We start from the raw sequence: 18505 nt of genomic DNA, 5'->3' as shown, positions 1-18505 counted from the left end.
CGACTGTAATTAATGAGAAATAATTATAGGTTAGATTTTTGAAAATTTTGCCAAGTTTTTACAAGATTTTTTTGTGTCATTACTGACCAGTAGTCTGAGTGCCTGCACCACACCCCTGAGCATTGTTTGGTAAAGTACCACCATTGGCAGATACTCCACCTGCTCCTGGCTGATTATTTTCACAAAGAATCGCGAGGCTGGTAACATCACTGCTACCAGCTACTAAAGACAGTGAAACTACTCCAGCATAGGATCTAAGAGCAGGAAGTTGGCTAAGAGCTTCGCTCAAGGCTGTAGCGTTTGTCCCACCTGTCGAGTTAATTGCCGACGAAGTATAGGAAAAGTTTGTAGTCGTTGTTTTGATGCCAACCCCCAAAACATCAAGATTAGGAGCAAATCTACTCTTCTCAGAATAATAAGCCTGTTGACCCTTGTTTAGAGAACCCACATAGGTTCTAGCTTCCGATTGTTTGGCTTTAGCCGTTTGATTAAAGAAAGCAGGAAGTGCGATCGCTGCCAAAACACCAATGATTATAACAACAACCAGCAATTCAATTAAGGTAAAGCCCTTTTCAGAGTCTTTCCTGCTGAGCAGGTATTGCAGAAATTTTACTTTGAATTCAGATTTCATGACTTTGCCCGTTGTATTTGAGAGTAGTTACATTTCACCCATAAATACAACTTACCCCCTTTTTATTTAATTTCAATCTCTCCATAGCAAGCAGTTAGAAACTTGATGTAAAAACGCGATCGCTCTAGTTTGAGAGGTTCCGTAAGCGATCGTATGGGATATCAAGCATAAATCGTCAATACACAGAAAATTTATACCAATTTAAAGACTGAGGGTAACAGATCTAGCATGTTGATAAGAATTACACGGTCTTGCATTTCCTATCTGTTGCTATCCCTAATTAAATTGGTATTAGACCGATTTTGCAAAAGTGGAGATGAAGTAGCCATTCTCAAGAATCGAAATGGGAACTCTGGATCTAGTTAAGGCTTTGCTTAAACTTTAATTCATTTCTTCAATCAGCTTTGCAATCAAGCCTGCATCTTCGGCGTAGGGAATTCTTTCCAAATAGTTTTCTAGATCGAGACGAGCTTCAGTAAATCGTTGTAGTTGATAGCAAAGTAATCCATGATCGCGCTGTTGCATGGGATTATCGGGATAGAGCATCAGCAACTTCTCGATCGCCGCAAGGGCTTTTTCGGCTTGTCCTCGGCGTAAATAGATATGTTTGAGATTGGTTAGCATGCGTTCTAAAATCTTGCGCGTGCCCACAGGTTCCAAATACTCTGGGCGCAGGGTCATGTTTTCCCCATAGACCTGAGCCAGACGAGTGGCGCAATCGTGCTTAAACAAAATCTCGCCTTGATGAAAAGGATCGACAAAGATTTCCACATCTTCACGATGCGGACGAATAATAAAATGACCAGGAAGACTCACCCCTGTAAATGGGAAGCCAATGCGATCGGCGATCGCCATATAGACAATCGAGAGCGTAATTGGAATGCCAGAGCGATGTTCGATTACATCGGTAATAAAACTGTTACGCGGAGCGTAGTAATCGGTTTCGTTGCCGTGAAATTTTTTTTCTGCGAACAGGTACTGATTAATCTCTCCAATGATTTTTAGAGGATAGATGAGATGTTCGGTGCGAGGACGTAAATGTTCTGCCATGCGATCGATCTCGGCGCGATAAAAGGCAAGATCGATGCGAGGATATTCTTCCCAAGCGATCGCCAATGCCCCCTCAAGCAAATGCTCGTTCGTCATGTCTGACTCAGGCACTCTTGAAACTTGCCAAAATTTTTGTCGCGCAGGCGAAAGATTGAATGTGGTCATAGATTGTCTGTCAAAAACCTCTCGCAGCAATTTATGCGCTGCTTTTCCCAAAGATTGCTAAAGATACACTAGAGCGCATAGACATGACCGCCAAACAATAGGCGCGTAATTCCCTTTTGAGCTAACTTTTCGTGGGTGGCATAGATCAGATCGCCAGGAAACTTGATTACACGCTGATTTTGGTTAGAAAATCTACGAGCGATGCGATGGTTATCAAATAGTGCCACGGTTCGAGCCTGATTTTCCTCAGGGGGAATCAGTCCCAATTCCTTAAAATCACGCAGAGGTCGGGTAATAATTTCCGCTGACTTATCTACAACCATGTAGCAGGTTGATGGCAATTCTGCATCTTCTAAGGGAAGAATATTGAGCTTTACACTCGCATCAACAGGATCGCCTCCTACAAATGCAGAGATATCTTCAAATTCACCATCGGACTCGTCATCTTCTTCAAAGTCTTCATCTAGATCGTCTTCATCTAAAAGATCGGAGTCGTCGCCATCTTCTTCTTCATCCTCATCAAATTCATCATCGACGCTGCCCTCGACGATAATTTCGTTGTTGATCTCACTCAACAAAACTTCTGGATCGACCCCTAAATCATTACCAACCTCTGATGCTAGAACAGAATCTTGGGGGGCTGGGGCATTGTAGGCGATCGCTGGTGTATCGGTCACATACAATTCTTGCTGAAGTCGTTCTTGTAACTCTGCTTGTTGTCTTTCTAATAGCTCTTCAGCTTGGCGCTTGAGCAATGCTTGTTTGGTGATCGGTTTACCAATGATCTTTTCTACGGGTGGAGTCGTTACTGTCGGATTAACTACTACAGCCTCTCGGTAACCTGGTTCAAAGTCTGGCTCAGTAGATGGAGCACCAAATGCGGACTTAAATGCGCCATGAAAGGAGGGTTGGGGATCGCTCAAATTATCGATTAGATTTAATTGATTAATTCTAGGCTGGGGTGATTTTTGCGGACTAGCTTTTGGTAAAGCGCTTGAAGGTACAATCTCGGCAGGGGAAGCAGCAGATTTTTTTACTTTAGACTGCTTTTGCCCCACGATTTGTTTATATTCCTCGGCTGGAATTAGTTCTTGTAGCAATCTCAAGACTGTACTCGAACTAATTTCGTACTGTTTGGCAAGTTGCGTTGTAGTCGCATCTGTCTCACAGTACAAACGAAGAATTTCTTTTTTATCAGCGATCGACAGTTTAGCCACAGCAATTAAGCCACAAGAGCAGGAAATGGAATTGGAAAGTCAATTTATATCTTAGCGTTAGAGCGGATCGGTTAGAGTTTTAAATGGAACAATTTACACTGGTACTACGTCAATAGGAGGCGGTACGATTAGTTGAGGTGTTGGTTATAAAGGTGTCGATCGGAAGAGGCATAGGCATGAAAGCCACAAAATAGAGCCCTAGTTGCTTCTTTGCCTTCACTTTTATGTTCTATGTTAAGCCTATTGAAGTCTGTCCAATGCGATCGCTCTAAAAATTTAAAAACATCAGTCAAGTTAAATAAACCAATGAAAATCAGTACGTTTCTAGTTTCTACATTAACCTGCGCATCACTCTCAGCTTTTCCAGTCGCTCTTTTTACCGCCTCATCTGCACAGGCCCAAAATAATTTGGTTTTGTTTGGGGCTGGTAAAGAAGCAACGCTTGGCTACGTTATTCGGACAACGCGCCCCAATGATAGGTTAAACTCTATTAACTTTTTTGCCCCATTGCCTAAAAATAAGGCAGTTTCTGAGTTACAAGTCCTCTATCCTGAAGGATTTGGCAGTGCGATTGACCCCGACAATGTGGAAATTGTGATTCGCCAAACCAAGCAAAAGGTTAAGGTTAGAGAGGTTTTGGTCGATCGCGAGGTACGTAGCGTTCGCTTTATTTTCCAAGAACCGATCGCTAGCAAACCCAACCAAGAGTTAGAGATTGTGGCAACTGGCGTGACCAATCCTTCTAGATCGGGGATGTTTCGATTTGAGGTTCAGGCTTTGGGTACAGAGGCAAATCCTTTGTTTCAATTTTTAGGTCAGTGGTTGGTCACAATTTATTAATCACCGATTAAATGGCTCCATTGCTGTTCAACAGCTTTAAGCAATCGTGTTTGCGTCCAGTTTTGGTATAAATGAGCCGCGATCGCGGCTCCTCCCGCACCAACGCCCTCTTTGACAAATCCCTGCTCGTAAGCCCGTAGCTGGGCATATTTGGATTCCTCAAAACTTAACTGAGTGGCAATCAAAGGGACATCACCGATTAAGTTTGCCAAACCTACGGTGTCCCCCGTCTTGTCTTCTGCTACCCAGCGGGTCGTACCTACTACGATTTGAGTAGCATCCCAATCTAATTGTCTTTGGGCGGAGATCGCTCTGACTAGGGCATAGATTGCCAACATTTGGGTTCCTCCTGCTAAAAGCACACCGACTTTGCGGCTAGCAGCGATCGCCATGCCTGCCACCACAATTTGCATGGGGTCGCCCACTGCTGCCACTACTGTAAAAGGATCGGCGGGAAGGTCAGTCAAATTTTGTATGCCCTGTTGTACCAGTTGCCATTTTTGCGCGTGGTTGCAAGTAGGGTGCGAACTATTCACCTTATCTTTGGCATTAATTCCTAATGCGGTCAAAACAGCTAAAGCTGTCGTCGTGCCACCCACAACACATTCAGCCAAAATCACATAGGCACCTGCCTGCGTCAGTTGCTTGCCCCATACTAGTCCCTGTTCCCATAGACGGTTGACGATTTTGATGCTAAGCGCTTGCCCCGTACTGAGACACTTGGCTGGCTCGCCCTGTAGATCGATATGTGGAACTGTTGGGGGTATGGGTAACCCCGCATTAAAAATGTAGTGGGGCAGGGCTTGACCTGCAAGGACGGCACGGGAAATTAATACAGGGGAGGCTCCTGCGGGTAAAGGGGGTAAAGGAAACTGAATCGCTTGACCTGTGGCTAGAAACTCAGCATCGGCGATCGCGGTGTATTTGCGATCGTCTGGTGTTGCCCCTGCTGCGGAAATATGCGGAATCAGCCCCGTATCTGTAAACCCTAAAACGCAAGCGAATACAGGTTTCTGTCCTTTATATTTTTGCAGCCACGCCTGTGCTTGGTCTAGTTGGGTATAGGCTTCGATCATTTCTTATGCTTGCGGCAGCGATCGCTGCAATATTTAACCTCATCCCAGCAATCTGCCCATTTTTTTCGCCAAGTAAAAGGGCGATCGCAAACCAAACAAGTCTTACTGGGTAAGTTAGCTTTATTGCCCTTGTAGCTCATGGGAATTTACGAACACGATGAGTTATTAAGGATTCCTTGACAGTTTTTTTACTTTCTTGACTCCAGCTTTTCGATAGAGTCCATCCGCGCAAAGCCAATTACCTGTAGTTTGCCATCGGTGATTTCTAGCTTTAACACCCTTGCAATAATGCCTAGCTCTTCTAATTGATCTAGATTCACAACTTTATTGATCCCTTTGGCAAAGGCATGGGTAATTTGTCGGGGTACTTTTGCACCTTGTAAATTGATTTCAGGATCGATCAATTTCAGGCGAGTACCGTCAACGATCTGAAGACCTGCTTCGATAACCACATCTAAAGGAGGCTTTTGTTGAGATTGGGGCACATTTGGGTTTGCTGGGACTGGTTGTAATTTAGTCGATAGCTGGATGCGGTTATCATTTAAAAATTTAATTTCTGGATTCACAAGGTCAAAGATCTCGGTTTTACCTGTGCCAGAGGAGGACATGTCAATCTTGATGCCTTTAAAGGAATTGGCAATGGTGGGCGATCGCAGGGCTTGATTTAAATCTTCTGACTTTAACACCACTCTAACCGCAGCTTGGAGTGGTTGCCGCAATACCAATTTACCCGACTGGATCGAGGAAGGCTCAATACTAATGGGGTCTGTTTCGAGATCGACGGCTTCAACGCGTAGGTAGGGTAAGATGCACAGCCCCCTGCCTGCTAAACGAATGCGATCGACTTTCCCTTGTAAAAGTTGGTAATTGGGCGCATTGTCTACTCTGACCTCTAGGGTCTCAGCACAGGAGAGTTGATTTCGCAGGGTATCAGCAGCCACGCGATCGATCACAATACCTGGTGTACCTGCTAAACCAAGTAAAGTTGTCAAAATTCCTGCGATTAGTTCCATATCATTCCTTTCTGACAACGAATAGCTGACTACTCTAACGTAACAAAGTTATAAGGAGCCGTGAAGTTGTTGTAACGAATCCTGAGCCGATTCTCAAATTGAGCATCTAGAGACTCTACGAGTTGGGCAAACTGGGGCTCCTTGTCATCATCAATCAGAAAAGAAGCGTTGTAAAGCATGTTTTCTGTGAGCAGATCGCCCTCGATATATTTGTGGCATAGGGGCTGCAAGGCATCCAAAAACGTCTCAATAATCGATCGCTGTCTTTTTTCTAGAGCCGCCTCTAACTCCTGCCCAATTTCGATCGCTTCGTCCATGCTGAGGGTCTTACCCATGAGAGATTCGCGCTTTTGGGCTAAGTCGAGATCTTCGGTCAAAGCGAGATTTAGCTCTAGTACTTGATCCCAAAATAGCTTAATGCCTACTTCTCGTTTGCCTTTCAGGTCATCCAGCAAAGCCATTAATGCTTCTTGGTGACCTTCGATTAAGTCGGTTTGAACCTGCGTCCAATCATCGATGACCAAGCCAAACTGTAAGGGCAAGGGTACTGCCTGCTTCACTTCTAAAGCCTTCATCAAGCACTCCTGCACCGTCTCATGGGCAAGTAAGTTGGCGCGGCTGGCTAAATAGCGATCCTGCTGCGATTCGCTATAAGCAATGGCAAAGGGTTCTAAAGCATGAAACTGGACAGATTGCTTATTCATGCCCTGTAGATCTAGATCCTTGACCGAATTTAGATCGGCTGCGTTAAAAATAGCGTACAGGTACAAACTCATGGGCAATCCTAACTAACTAATCCTAACTATTCGGTGAATTGATTTTAAGTGGATTTGAGCGCAATCGTGCCGCGATCGAACACCTGTCCTTTGGTGTCAATTGCCTCGGTGACGATCTTGTCAGCATAAACCTCAAGCAAGACAAAGCTGCGCTCTGCGGCTGAGTAGGCTGTGGTGGCAGATTTTCCAACGGGACGAGTGTTGGCTCCACCGCCATGCACGATATAGGTTGTGCCTTTGATCGGTAGCGATCGCTCGTAGTCGTGGTCGTGTCCGCACAGATATAGCTGCACGTTGTACTTTTTAAATAAGGGCGACAGATCGCGAATAAACTCGGCTGTATTGCCATAATGCCCCGATGAATAGATGGGATGATGGCCGACCACGATTTTCCAAGGGGCATCGCTGGCTGCCAAACTCTTGTCGAGCCAAGCTAACTGTTCCTGCCAAGGCGCATTGACATTAGTATCGATCGCAAAAAACTGTACCGCATCATTCGCTCCTGTACGGAAGGTGTAATAGCGGGTAGGCATATGGAAAGGAGCATAGGCAAGTTGATCGGCTCCGTTTTTGGTGCGAATATCGTGATTTCCCAGTACTGCGTGAAACTTTACCCCTTGGTTGAGGAGTGGGGCGTAGGGGTCTTCAAATACGGCTTTAATTTTTTCAATCTCTCCATCGTTATAGATATTGTCTCCACCTAGGATGACTAAAGGGTAGGCTTTTTGCTTGTAGGTCGCAGCCATAGCTTCGGCAACGGCATACTGTCCGCGATCGCCAGTGCCTGTATCCGCCACAGCGGCAAAGCGTAATAACGGCTGTCCAGAGGTATTTGCCGCAATTTGTGTAGGCTGTGTTGTTGAAGGAGTCTGCGGGTTGGAATCTGGCGTGTTATTTGCCTGTGTTGGGTTTGACTTACCTTGATTGAGCTTGGCAAAAACACCACCTGCCACCAAGGCTCCAGCACTTGCGCCCAAACCCACAATAATAAAACGACGACCAATTGCCATAAAAATTAATCAGAAATTGCTAAATGTACGGATTTGATAACTAAGTCAGCTACCACTATAAGCGAATCTTTATCTCTGCCTATTTTAGCGATTCAGTCTGAAACTGTTCCATTAACCAACTACCAACTTCAGACTGAGACTTTGTGCGGCTCATACTTAATGCTTCTTGCAAAGTAGCGATCGCTAAGCCTGGCACAACCTTGGACTGATGAATACGATAACTACCTTGGTTGGTGATTCCTTTCAGGATGCGTCCCGCCGCAAAGGCAAAAATTAAAGCATTTTGCACATCAAATCATCAAATTATAGATGTTCGGATTTAACTTATGGAGCAATCAGAGTGATTTCGGGGAAGTAGGTGCGATCGCGGGTTGCATCCCTTGTTAGAAGCGCATAGCCAGCAAACATTGAGTGAGCGCCAATATAAAAATCTGGCAATGGCGATCGTCTCTCTCCGCCTCTTTTGCGATACGTCAGAAAAGCCTTTCCTGCGGAAAAAGCAGCTTCATAAGGTAATGGTTCACGTCGAAAGAAAGACAGTGGCAGAGCCGATTCTAAATCGGTAATGTTTGAAAAACCTATGGATATTTCAGCATAAATAATCGGGTTAATGAGCAAATCTCCCTGTTCAGCATAGTAGGCAAGTTGTTGGGATGACCACTCAAACCAAGTCTTATCTTCGGTCAAAATATCAAGAATGACATTACTATCAACCAATATGCTGCTCAGTCTTTACCCCGCGTCAGGTTAAGAATTTCATCAGATGTCATTCCAGTCGTAGCTTTGCCGCGCATTGCTGAAATCATATCCGCTCCACGTTTTCGAGGTGGATTTTTCTGATAACGCCAAGTCAAAAAATCTAAAAATATCCTAATTTCTTCTAACGCTGGCTGTGGTAGATTCTGGATTATTTCTAAAATTTCGGTTTCAGTTGTTAACATAACTATTTAATCTCCTCGTCGTGCTGGGACTGCCTCAACATTCATGCATCCATTGCGATCATAGCCTTTGGCTTTCTCAAAGTGAGGATCGATCGCCTACAAGAATCAAGATATTCGCCCCAAGGCACAGCAATCCATCGGTCTGTTGTAAGGCTTGTAATTTGGGGAGCATCCTTGTTAGAGTCCCTTGTGCTTCAATCGGGGAAGAGTTCAAAAAAGTTTACAATAGCTAAAAGATTCAGCTTTCTGGATTGGCAACATTTTAAAACGATTAATCAGAAGATGCGAGCAGCAATTATCGGGGCAGGTTTGGCAGGCATGACCACAGCCGTGGAACTTTGCGAACAGGGCTATGAAGTCGAAATCTTTGAATCGCGCCCCTTTGTCGGAGGGAAAGTCAGCAGTTGGCTAGATGCGGATGGCAACCATATTGAGATGGGACTGCATGTATTTTTTGGCTGCTATTACAACCTATTTGCCCTGTTCAAAAAAGTGGGGGCATATCAACATCTGCGCCTCAAAGAACATACCCACACCTTTATCAATAAGGGCGGCAGGACTGCCGATCTAGACTTTCGCTTTTTTACAGGTGCGCCTTTTCATGGCTTGAAAGCATTTTTTACCACGGGACAATTATCGGCGCAAGACAAGCTGCAAAACGCGATCGCCTTGGGTACGAGTCCGATCGTGCGTGCCTTGATCGATCCTGTGGGTGCGATGAAAACGATTCGCAATTTGGATAGCATTAGCTTTAAGGACTGGTTTTTGTCCCATGGTGGCTCTCAAGGCAGTATCGACAATATGTGGGATGCGATCGCTTACGGATTAGGCTTCATCGACTGCGAGAATATTTCTGCCCGTTGTATGCTGACGATCTTTCAGTTTTTTGCCACCAAAACCGAAGCCTCTGTATTGCGGATGCTGGAAGGCTCGCCCGATGAGTTTTTGCATAAGCCGATTGTGAAATATATCGAAGAGCGCGGCGGTAAGATTCATGTGCGGCGGGGCGTGCGGGAAGTTTTGTTTGAAGGCGAAGGCGATAATACCCATGTCACGGGGTTGGTTGTGGGCAAAGATGACACCCAAGAAATTGTGAAGGCAGATGTCTATGTTTGCGCCACGGACGTGCCGGGCGTTAAACGCGTGATTCCAGAGGCATGGCGCAAGTGGCCGTTGTTTGACAACATCTATAAACTCGATGCTGTCCCCGTGGTAACCGTTCAACTGCGCTTTGATGGCTGGGTCACGGATATCGACAACCTGCTCTATGCCGTAAAAGTTGACTTTTCTACTTTTGCCGATTTGGCGATTACCAGCCCAACCAACTATTACAAACAGGGGGAAGGCTCGTTACTCCAACTCGTGCTTACCCCCGGCGATCCGTTTATTAAAGAAAGTAATGAAGCGATCGCACAGCATACCCTCAAGCAAGTCCATGAAATTTTTCCCTCGTCGCGCCATCTCAACATGACTTGGTACAGTGTAGTCAAATTGGCACAATCCCTCTATCGCGAGGCTCCAGGTATGGATGTGTATCGCCCCAGTCAGACCACACCCATCTCCAATTTTTTCTTGGCAGGCAGCTACACCATGCAAGACTACATCGATAGTATGGAGGGAGCTACGCTGTCAGGCAAACAATGTGCTGAAGCCATTCTCGCTAGCCAGAATAAATAGATGATTTCTTCTTCGGAATTTACCCCACCCTAGCCCTCCCCTTGCAAAAGGGAGGGAACAAGATTTCAGATCTTCCCCCTTGTAAAGGGGGAATTAAAGGGGGTAAGTCCGACTTACGCGTACACAATGGGATTTTCTATACTAGAAATGTCTAAATTGCCTAGCTTTACGATCGCTTGATTTACACTTATTCACGAAACAATAGCGAGTCAGGGTTCTTGGTTTCCCTTTTTCTGCTAATCTCAAAAGAATATGTAATGTTTTTTTAATTGAGAGATTTGAGCATGAAAGCACTAGTGCGCTTTTCAGTTTTAATACTAGCGATCGCTGTTACTTGGACATTTGGTCTTATCGGTAACCTAAGTCCCTCTGTTTTGGCTGACCAACTCCCCGATACCAGCTTTATCAAACAAGATATAAGCAAAATCGATCTAAACAATGCCAACATCAATGCTTTTCGTAAAGTAAAGGGTATGTACCCCACGCTCGGCCGAATCATTGTTGAAAATGCCCCTTATGATTCCTTAGATGATGTGCTAAACATCTCAGGCTTGACGGATACTCAGAAACAAACGATCCGTGACAATGCTGGTGTTTTCACATTAAATAAACCAGACAATTCTATGAACCGCGAACGGATCAACAATAGCGTCTACAGACTCTAAGGCTTGCCCCAACTTACGGTATGTCATGACTATGTCTTTTGGTAGTAGGGGAATAAATTCTCATTCTGGGAGTTTATTCCCTTATTTCTATCTTTAAAATTTGAATAAATGCTTAATCTGTGAATTTAATCTGTGAATAAAAGCCAATTTGACGCCATCGTTGTCGGAGGAGGAGCAGCAGGGCTGTATACAGCGCTCTCCCTTGCTAGTATGGGCGATCGCCAAATTGCTTTAATCACCAAAGATAATCTCACGATCTCAGCCAGTGACTGGGCGCAGGGTGGCATTGCTGCAGTTGTAAGCGTTGATGACTCCACCATCCTTCATGCCGAGGATACGTTACAAGCAGGTGTGGGGCTATGCGAATCAGAGGCAGTTGAAGTTTTAGTGAACGCTGCCAAGCCACAAATCGAGAAATTAATTGAATTTGGGGTCGATTTCGATCGCCACGGTGATTCGCTGGCACTGACCCTTGAAGCCGCACACTCTCGGCGTAGAGTTTTACATGCAGCCGATGCTACGGGGCGCGCCCTCGTAAGTACGCTTGCCAAACAAGTTTTAGAACAACCGAATATTCACGTTCTCAAGGAAACCCTCGTCCTCGATCTATGTATGGAGCGAGGTCGTTGCGTGGGAGCCTTTTGCCTCGATTTAGCCCAGAAAAGTTTGGGAGAGACCAATGCCCCAGAGTTATTTCTGGCGCCTGTTGTGGTCTTGGCTACGGGTGGAGGGGCTCAGGTATTTGCCCAAACCACCAACCCCACGGCAAGTACGGGCGATGGCGTAGCGATAGCGTGGCGGGCTGGGGCGTTGATTCGAGATATGGAATTTGTGCAATTTCATCCCACTGCTTTAGCTGTGACGGGTGCACCTAGATTTTTAATTAGCGAGGCAGTGCGGGGAGAAGGAGCACATTTGATTGATGCCAAAGGCGATCGCTTTGCCTTTACCTATCATCCTCAAGGAGAATTAGCCCCGAGGGATGTGGTTAGTCGTGCCATTTTTACCCACTTACAAACCACGGGCGAACCAACGGTTTTCTTAGATCTGTCGCCGATTTCGCCCGAAACGATCGCTTACCGTTTTCCCAACATCATCAAAATTTGTCAAAAATGGCAAATCGATATTTTCTCTCACCCCATTCCAGTTACACCTGCGGCGCACTATTGCATGGGTGGCATTGTCACAGACACTTGGGGCAAAAGCTCTTTGCTTGGACTCTATGCTGTCGGTGAAACCGCCAGTACGGGCGTTCACGGAGCCAATCGCCTTGCCAGTAACTCGCTACTGGAATGTTTTGTGTTTGGGGCGCGTTTAGCAGAAGGGGTAAAGCAAAGTTTCGCTACATCAAGTCAAATAGAATCTCTCTCCAATCCTCGGGTTTCCGATCTGGCGCAAGCATGGGAACAAAAGTGGTCTGAGAATCTTCAAGCCATGCTGCTTCAGTCAGATTCTCAAGTAAATCCGCAAGCAAAGTTGCAAGGGATCAAAACGGCTTTACGCGAACTGACTTGGCAAGCGGCAGGTATCTGTCGGCAAGCGGACGAAATGGTAGCAGCCCTAGCCCAAATTCAACAATGGCGAAAAGAACTAGCCCAGCTTACCTGTAGCGATCGCCTCTGGGGTGAGACCTGTAACCTCGCGGATTTTGCCTACTTGCTGGTGCGATCGGCGTTGTTTCGTACTGAGAGTCGTGGGGCGCATTACCGCAGTGACTATCCCAGCACCGATCCTGAATGGCAATGTCATACTGCGATCGCGCATGAAACGATAAACCGTCAACCCCTAAGGACTTAAACCTCTCTCAGTAGCCAAAAACCTGCAAAATGTTCCACATCTGGGCTGGTTTGAACTGCCAAAAAGTGAATGCCATTCGCTTTTTGTTTTGCGGCTTCAAAGCTATCTCCTTCGGCGATCGCTTTGCTATCTTTCGGTGCTTGCAAACTTGTGAGAATCCAACTGTCATCAGCACTAGCTTCTAGGAGTAATTGAGTTTTACCAGCCATCGCCGCCCGTTCAAATTTGAGGAATACTGGATCGACCCCTGACATCCACGCGGCTAAAGGTAAGGCACGGGCAGAAATCATGATAATTCCTGGGATTACCAAGTCTGGCGGAAGGGATGCGGTCTGAAAGGTTTCACCAAAGTCCATAGACCATTCTGAAGCTGAGGCTAGATCGGCTGCTGTAAGCGATACCAAAATCCAGCGATCGCCCATTAAGGCATTCGGTACGGGCAGGGATGTAATGGCTTGTACTTGTAAAGGCAGAGGTTTTGGATCGACTGCCTGAAAACCCGGGCGTTGAGGATAGACCTGCTCCATCCGTTCTTGCAACCAATCAGAGAGCGTGAAAAGACGTCTAGATGCGAGGGCGGGAATTTCTGCTTGCTTGCACCCGCGCGTGATGATGTTGCTCATACTAGGACGAAAGAAGCGAATCTTGAGCGGAGTTTGTTGAGAGGCAGTCACTGCCTCACGCAGTTGGTTAGCTAACCAAGTGGAGTTGACCTCGTTGCTAGGACATTCCTTAACCCACTCAAACTGTCGATCTGTATCGCAAATCAACAGTTCCCATATTTTCTTGTTATTCTCATCCAGAACGGGACGGGAATAAAAATCTAACTCCCAAATGGTTGCCATGAATCTCGACGCTCGCTTTCACTCTAAATATAGTCGTTCGATCGGTTTCTTATAAATTTTCGATGGATATTCAATCAGCGCCGTTGCGCCAATTTATCGTAAACCATTTGCAGATCGACATGATGATGTGCCATAGCTACAAGGGTGTGATAAAACAAATCTGCCACTTCTGAAGCGATCGCATCGGCATCATCGTCTTTACATGCCATCACCACTTCTGCGGACTCTTCGCCAATTTTCTTTAAAATCTTATTGTCGCCACCGTCAAAGAGTTGACAGGTATAGGAGCCAGCCTTAGGGCGATCGCGGCGATCGGTAATTACCGTAAATAGTTCTGAAAGAGGATCGTTCATAACCAAAGAATTAATACCCATTTCAATTGAAATTGCAACAGAAGCGAATCTATCCCAAATCACATAGGGGCAGTGCCCCTGTGCCTGCCCAGAAATTTAAGGGAGACCACAGGGAGATTGCCCCTACAGTATGTAATTTGCTAGAAATATCTAGATACCTAGAGAGAACTTCTTTCGCAATTTACAGGATTCTTACCAGCTAACTAACTTCGATTACTTGATGGAAACCTTACCACCAGCTTCTTCGAGTTGCTTCTTAGCTGCTTCGGCATCAGCCTTTGCCAAGCCTTCCTTAACGGTCTTAGGTGCAGACTCTACCAAGTCCTTCGCATCCTTTAGACCCAAACCAGTGATTTCACGCACGATCTTGAGAACGGCGATCTTCTTGTCAGCAGGAACTTCAGTCAGAATGACATCGAAAGCAGTCTGTTCTTCTACTTCTTCAGCAGGAGCAGCAGCAGCAGCAGCCACCATTACACCACCTACAGGAGCAGCAGCAGAAACGCCAAAGGTTTCTTCGATCGCCTTCACCAATTCAGAAGCTTCTAAAAGGGTTAGGGTCTTGAGTTGTTCGATAATATTGTCGGTTGTTGCAGACATGGTAATTATTCTCCAGTTATTGGTTGTCAGTTGTCAGCGGTCAGTAAAAAATTAGGCTGCTTCTTTCTCATGAATTGCCTTAATTGCTCTACCCAGAGACTGCGGCACTTCTTTGATGCCGACTGCCAACTTGGTAGCCACACCATTGATTGCACCTGCAATTTGAGCCAGCAGAACTTCGCGAGAGGGTAGATCGGCGATCGCTTTGAGATCGTTAGGAGTCAAAGCTTTTCCGTCTAGCACACCACCACGGAGTTCAGTCTTTTTGGTTTCCTTCAAAAACGCTTGGTATGCTTTGATCGCACCAGCGATATCGTCTTTCACCAATAGACAAGCTGTAGAACCTTTGAGAAAAGATTCTAGGGATTGCCACTGGGTTTGCTCGGCGATCGCTTTTTTGATCAGAGTGTTTTTAGACACCTTACATACAGCTCCAGTTGGTCTTAGTTGACGGCGAAGTTTTGTAATCTCAGCCACGGTTAGACCCGTGTAATCGATTACCATCACCATCTGCGCCTCAGCGAGTTCGCCTAAGAATTCTTGGAGAAGTTCTTTTTTTCCAGCTAGGCTTCTGCCCATACTTATCACCTCCTTATCATTTGGGATTGAGATTTATCCATTGGATAGATCCCTAAAAAACAAACAGTCAAAAAACAAAACGCCCCGCTTGAGAAAAGACGAGGCGCTTGCTTTCGCAGCTTTACAACTTCAGGTTTGAAGCAGGATTTTGAACTGTAAAGTAGCAATTCAAAATTCCTGAGTCATTCCATTCGGTTACCTCGGTAGGAAATTAAGCAAAATGCACCTACTTTCTACGGTATATTTCGTTTTTAAATCTGCATGTTAATTTCTGTTTGGTTTAGATGGATGGATGCGACAAATTAGGATTCGACTCAGTATTCGACCAACTGGCCGCATCGATTTCATTCAACGAACGATCTATTCACCGAATTTCAGATCGCGCAAGCTACTGATATCTACTTCGATAGAAGGTCCCATCGTAGAAGAGACATAAAGCGATCTCCAATATCTGCCCTTTGCACCCGATGGACGATTGCGATCGATGGTCTCTTGCAAAGCTTTCAAGTTCACAAGCAAGTCTTGAGCATCGAAGGTTGCTTTGCCAAATAGTACGTGAACGATCCCAGTGCGATCGGCACGGAATTCGATTTTACCACCTTTAAATTCAGCGATCGCAGTCGCTAAATCGAAGGTGACTGTGCCACCCTTAGGCGAGGGCATTAAACCTCTTGGACCTAGCAAGCGACCAAGCTTGGCAACTTGAGGCATCATGTCAGGCGTAGCAATCAGCAAGTCAAAATCTAACATGCCCTTGCCGATTTCATCGATCAGCTCCTCAGAACCAGCAAGATCGGCACCACCTGCTGTGGCTTCCGCCACCTTTTCGCCTCTGGCGATTACAGCGACTTTTACTTTTTGCCCAGTTCCTTTTGGTAAGGCTACTGTAGTCCGCAACTGTTGGTCGGCATACTTAGGATCGATTCCCAATCTGACATGGGCTTCCGCTGACTCAGGAAACTTAGCGGTTGCAGTTTGTTTTAATAACTCTAAAGCTTCTAGTGGTTGATAAGGACGATCCTCTATCTTGCTTAGAGCTTCGCGTAAACGCTTTGATACTTTTTTAGCCATTTTGCTCCTTTGGGGTAGATAACGAAGCCAGTAGCTTCTCCCCCGATAATGTTGATTAAACTTTAAGGCATTGAATTTTAACGAATTGCTAGGAATTCGCTAAATTGACCGATACCAGAATTAATCGGTAATCGATACACCCATATTTTTGGCAGTGCCTGCAATGATTTTCATTGCCGCATCAATGTCATTGGCATTCAGATCGGGCAACTTCGTTTGAGCGATCTCACGTAATTGCGTACGCGTAATCGAACCTACTTTTTTGCGATTTGGTTCAGGCGATCCTCCAGGAATACCCGCTGCTTTCTGAATCAATACAGAGGCAGGAGGTGTCTTGAGAATAAACGTGAAACTGCGATCTTCAAAAACCGAGATTTCTACAGGAATAACCATACCTGCTTGGTCGGCAGTACGAGCATTATATTCCTTGCAGAACATCATGATGTTGACACCATGTTGACCCAGTGCAGGACCAACAGGAGGTGTAGGACTTGCCTTGCCAGCATTTAATGCCAGCTTGATGATTGCTACTACTTTTTTCGCCATTGTCTAAGTTATCGAACGATGTATTGTGAACTTTATGTGGCAGAGCGATGACGCCGTAAAGATAAGTCAAGACGGTTAGCCTTGCAATTTGAACTTGCTAGCTTTGCTGATTAATTTTGCTTTTGCACCTGATTAAACTCTAGTTCTACAGGCGTATCTCTACCAAAGATCGAGAGCAAGGCTTTCAACTTACTGCGCTCGGGGCTAACCTCAACCACTTCACCTTCAAAGTCTTTGAATGGACCAGATAACACCTTGATTTTGTCACCTTGCGCCATGTCAAACTTGACCACGGGTTCCTGCTCAGTAGTGACCCGAAATATGCGCTCTACTTCGCTACGACTCAATGGGCGAGGTGTGACGTGACCGCGACCGCGACTATAGTGATGCTTTTGTTCTGTTCCAACAAAATTGATCACATGGGGGGTGCTTTTAACAGCTTGCCATGCGTCATCATCAATTTCCCAATCGCCAGTAGTGTCATTTTTCGCCATTAACATCTGGATCAGGATGTAGCCAGGAAAGACTTTTTCTGGAACAGTCTGGCGACTACCATCTTTTCTCAGCCTGATTGAGGGCGTTTGAGGAATTTCAATTTGCCTAATCTTGTCCTGCACATCTAGCATAATGATGCGCTGTTCTAGACTGGACTTCACCTTTTTTTCGCACCCCGATGCCACCTGAACTGCAAACCATTGAAGGTTAGAACCTTCTTCAAGTTGATCCAGTTGGTCGGTCAAATCTTGGGGGGCTTTGTCTCCAGCAACCATCAGTGAAACACCTGCAAAGCAGTCCATCTAAAGAGAGCATCGACCAAGTAGATCAAAGTTGCAGCAGCTACAACCATCAAAAGCACAGCAGCAGATTCGCTAAATAGTTGTTGACGAGTTGGCCAAACCACTTTGCTAAACTCAACCTGTGTCTCTTTGAAAAAGTTACCTAAATTAAATCCGCCACTAGAGTCAGACTCTTTTGTGGATTCTTTGAGGTCTTTAACTTCGTTTTTGGTCATATCGCAACTCTAGTGCTCAAATTTTGAGAAGCGCGCCCTGGAGGACTTGAACCCCCGACATCAGGTTTTGGAGACCTGCGTTCTACCAACTGAACTAAGGACGCACACTTTTTTGAATCTGTCTTGAAATAAATTTGTCTTGGCAATTTGATTTGCGAAAGACAGATCTAATCAAAACAATTATAGCCAAAATCGTCAAACATCTAGCTTTTATGAAACTAGAGGGCGCGATCGAATCGCTGCTTGACTCTGGTGGCTTTGCCAACGCGATCGCGTAAATAGTAAAGCTTGGCTCGCCGTACTTTACCACGCCGCAGTACTTTAACGCTTTCAACCTTGGGAGAGTGCAACAGGAAGACCCGTTCTACGCCCACACCTTGAAAGATTTTACGTACTGTGATCACGGCATTAATGCCGCTTCCGCGCATAGCGATCACGATACCTTCGTAAGGCTGAGTGCGTTCTTTGCCGCCTTCTCTGATCCTTACGCCAACTTTAACCGTGTCACCCACATAAATGAGTGGCACTTCTTGCTTCATGTACTTCGCTTCGATTGAGCGAATTATCTCCGTTGCGTGCATAGGAGTCCCAAAAAGTCACGATCATCAATAGTAGTATAGTTTGTTGATTTGGTCTATAGA

General features: G+C 45.6%; 24 protein-coding genes, 1 tRNA gene, 1 pseudogene and 1 other annotated feature. Of the genes and pseudogenes, 4 read left to right on the top strand and 22 right to left on the bottom strand.

The annotated features are described in order from the left end of the window. Window positions 1–79 precede the first annotated feature (79 nt). The 4 genes from V2H45_RS09015 to V2H45_RS09000 form a co-directional block, all read right to left on the bottom strand. Window positions 80–631: a type IV pilin protein gene (locus tag V2H45_RS09015; RefSeq protein ID WP_330483302.1), complete on the bottom strand. Its 552-nt coding sequence runs from the start codon at window positions 629–631 to the stop codon at window positions 80–82. Window positions 632–1012: 381 nt separating this feature from the next. Beyond that, complete coding sequence (locus V2H45_RS09010; protein WP_330483301.1) at window positions 1013–1846, bottom strand: SirB1 family protein; 834 nt, start codon at window positions 1844–1846, stop codon at window positions 1013–1015. Window positions 1847–1914: 68 nt separating this feature from the next. Continuing rightward, window positions 1915–3063 carry a hypothetical protein gene (locus tag V2H45_RS09005; protein ID WP_330483300.1) on the bottom strand — a complete coding sequence of 383 codons (1149 nt, stop codon included), beginning with the start codon at window positions 3061–3063 and terminating at the stop codon, window positions 1915–1917. A gap of 128 nt (window positions 3064–3191) precedes the next feature. Beyond that, window positions 3192–3356, bottom strand: a complete 165-nt coding sequence (locus V2H45_RS09000) for a hypothetical protein (protein WP_330483299.1) — start codon at window positions 3354–3356, stop codon at window positions 3192–3194. 13 nt (window positions 3357–3369) lie between these two features. On the opposite strand from V2H45_RS09000, the gene V2H45_RS08995 reads away from it, so the two are divergent. Further along, the gene (locus tag V2H45_RS08995) at window positions 3370–3903 is read left to right on the top strand and encodes a DUF2808 domain-containing protein (protein WP_330483298.1); all 534 of its coding nucleotides are present in this window, start codon (window positions 3370–3372) and stop codon (window positions 3901–3903) included. Here the strand turns inward: V2H45_RS08995 and cobT are convergent. From cobT to V2H45_RS08955, 8 genes are all read right to left on the bottom strand, one after another. Then, window positions 3900–4979 (bottom strand): nicotinate mononucleotide-dependent phosphoribosyltransferase CobT, encoded by a 1080-nt coding sequence (gene cobT / locus V2H45_RS08990; RefSeq protein WP_330483297.1) that lies wholly within the window; start codon window positions 4977–4979, stop codon window positions 3900–3902. The two genes, V2H45_RS08995 and cobT, sit on opposite strands and share 4 nt — an antisense overlap. After that, window positions 4976–5119: a DUF2256 domain-containing protein gene (locus V2H45_RS08985; protein WP_330483296.1), complete on the bottom strand. Its 144-nt coding sequence runs from the start codon at window positions 5117–5119 to the stop codon at window positions 4976–4978. Before V2H45_RS08985 ends, cobT begins: the two co-directional genes overlap by 4 nt. 48 nt (window positions 5120–5167) lie before the next feature. Then, complete coding sequence (locus V2H45_RS08980; protein ID WP_330483295.1) at window positions 5168–5992, bottom strand: LmeA family phospholipid-binding protein; 825 nt, start codon at window positions 5990–5992, stop codon at window positions 5168–5170. Between the two features lie 29 nt (window positions 5993–6021). Next, window positions 6022–6768 (bottom strand): GvpL/GvpF family gas vesicle protein, encoded by a 747-nt coding sequence (locus V2H45_RS08975; RefSeq protein ID WP_330483294.1) that lies wholly within the window; start codon window positions 6766–6768, stop codon window positions 6022–6024. A 44-nt stretch (window positions 6769–6812) separates the two neighbouring features. Beyond that, window positions 6813–7778: a metallophosphoesterase gene (locus V2H45_RS08970; RefSeq protein ID WP_330483293.1), complete on the bottom strand. Its 966-nt coding sequence runs from the start codon at window positions 7776–7778 to the stop codon at window positions 6813–6815. 79 nt (window positions 7779–7857) lie between these two features. Next, a complete protein-coding gene (locus V2H45_RS08965) occupies window positions 7858–8067 on the bottom strand; it encodes a hypothetical protein (protein ID WP_330483292.1) in 210 nt (69 codons plus the stop codon). Window positions 8068–8102: 35 nt separating this feature from the next. Next, window positions 8103–8507, bottom strand: coding sequence for a type II toxin-antitoxin system VapC family toxin (locus V2H45_RS08960; RefSeq protein ID WP_408648758.1), 405 nt, complete (start codon window positions 8505–8507; stop codon window positions 8103–8105). Further along, window positions 8504–8719, bottom strand: a complete 216-nt coding sequence (locus V2H45_RS08955; protein ID WP_330483290.1) for a hypothetical protein — start codon at window positions 8717–8719, stop codon at window positions 8504–8506. The genes V2H45_RS08960 and V2H45_RS08955 overlap by 4 nt, the downstream gene beginning before the upstream one ends. Window positions 8720–9001: 282 nt before the next feature. Between V2H45_RS08955 and zds the strand changes: the two genes are divergently transcribed. The 3 genes from zds (at window position 9002) to nadB (ending at window position 12858) form a co-directional block, all read left to right on the top strand. Further along, on the top strand, window positions 9002–10396 hold the full coding sequence (zds, locus tag V2H45_RS08950) for a 9,9'-di-cis-zeta-carotene desaturase (RefSeq protein WP_330483289.1): 1395 nt from the start codon (window positions 9002–9004) through the stop codon (window positions 10394–10396). 284 nt (window positions 10397–10680) lie between these two features. Then, window positions 10681–11061, top strand: coding sequence for a photosystem II complex extrinsic protein PsbU (psbU, locus tag V2H45_RS08945; protein ID WP_330483288.1), 381 nt, complete (start codon window positions 10681–10683; stop codon window positions 11059–11061). Between the two features lie 132 nt (window positions 11062–11193). After that, on the top strand, window positions 11194–12858 hold the full coding sequence (gene nadB / locus V2H45_RS08940) for an L-aspartate oxidase (RefSeq protein ID WP_330483287.1): 1665 nt from the start codon (window positions 11194–11196) through the stop codon (window positions 12856–12858). Here nadB and V2H45_RS08935 read toward each other — a convergent pair. The 10 genes and pseudogenes from V2H45_RS08935 to rplS form a co-directional block, all read right to left on the bottom strand. Then, window positions 12855–13703 (bottom strand): Tab2/Atab2 family RNA-binding protein, encoded by an 849-nt coding sequence (locus tag V2H45_RS08935; protein ID WP_330483286.1) that lies wholly within the window; start codon window positions 13701–13703, stop codon window positions 12855–12857. The two genes, nadB and V2H45_RS08935, sit on opposite strands and share 4 nt — an antisense overlap. Before the next feature lie 74 nt (window positions 13704–13777). Next, window positions 13778–14050: pseudogene (hisE, locus tag V2H45_RS08930) on the bottom strand (phosphoribosyl-ATP diphosphatase); the annotation flags it as partial. Between the two features lie 219 nt (window positions 14051–14269). Then, a complete protein-coding gene (gene rplL, locus V2H45_RS08925; protein WP_330483284.1) occupies window positions 14270–14656 on the bottom strand; it encodes a 50S ribosomal protein L7/L12 in 387 nt (128 codons plus the stop codon). A 51-nt stretch (window positions 14657–14707) separates the two neighbouring features. After that, a complete protein-coding gene (rplJ, locus tag V2H45_RS08920) occupies window positions 14708–15235 on the bottom strand; it encodes a 50S ribosomal protein L10 (RefSeq protein WP_330483283.1) in 528 nt (175 codons plus the stop codon). A 65-nt stretch (window positions 15236–15300) separates the two neighbouring features. Beyond that, window positions 15301–15492 (bottom strand) — a sequence feature (ribosomal protein L10 leader region). 103 nt (window positions 15493–15595) lie between these two features. Continuing rightward, window positions 15596–16306: a 50S ribosomal protein L1 gene (rplA, locus tag V2H45_RS08915; protein WP_330483282.1), complete on the bottom strand. Its 711-nt coding sequence runs from the start codon at window positions 16304–16306 to the stop codon at window positions 15596–15598. Window positions 16307–16426: 120 nt separating this feature from the next. Next, window positions 16427–16852 (bottom strand): 50S ribosomal protein L11, encoded by a 426-nt coding sequence (rplK, locus tag V2H45_RS08910; RefSeq protein ID WP_330483281.1) that lies wholly within the window; start codon window positions 16850–16852, stop codon window positions 16427–16429. 110 nt (window positions 16853–16962) lie between these two features. Further along, window positions 16963–17622: a transcription termination/antitermination protein NusG gene (gene nusG / locus V2H45_RS08905; RefSeq protein ID WP_330483280.1), complete on the bottom strand. Its 660-nt coding sequence runs from the start codon at window positions 17620–17622 to the stop codon at window positions 16963–16965. Further along, on the bottom strand, window positions 17622–17864 hold the full coding sequence (gene secE, locus V2H45_RS08900) for a preprotein translocase subunit SecE (protein WP_330483279.1): 243 nt from the start codon (window positions 17862–17864) through the stop codon (window positions 17622–17624). The genes nusG and secE overlap by 1 nt, the downstream gene beginning before the upstream one ends. Window positions 17865–17895: 31 nt before the next feature. After that, window positions 17896–17968 (bottom strand) — tRNA-Trp (locus V2H45_RS08895). Between the two features lie 114 nt (window positions 17969–18082). After that, window positions 18083–18445: a 50S ribosomal protein L19 gene (gene rplS, locus V2H45_RS08890; protein ID WP_330483278.1), complete on the bottom strand. Its 363-nt coding sequence runs from the start codon at window positions 18443–18445 to the stop codon at window positions 18083–18085. Window positions 18446–18505: the final 60 nt, after the last annotated feature.

This window comes from Tumidithrix elongata BACA0141 (assembly GCF_036349135.1).
Lineage (GTDB): Bacteria > Cyanobacteriota > Cyanobacteriia > Pseudanabaenales > Pseudanabaenaceae > Tumidithrix > Tumidithrix elongata.
The sequence above is the reverse complement of the archived record's forward strand: the minus strand, read 5'-3'. Positions and strand labels throughout refer to the sequence as shown.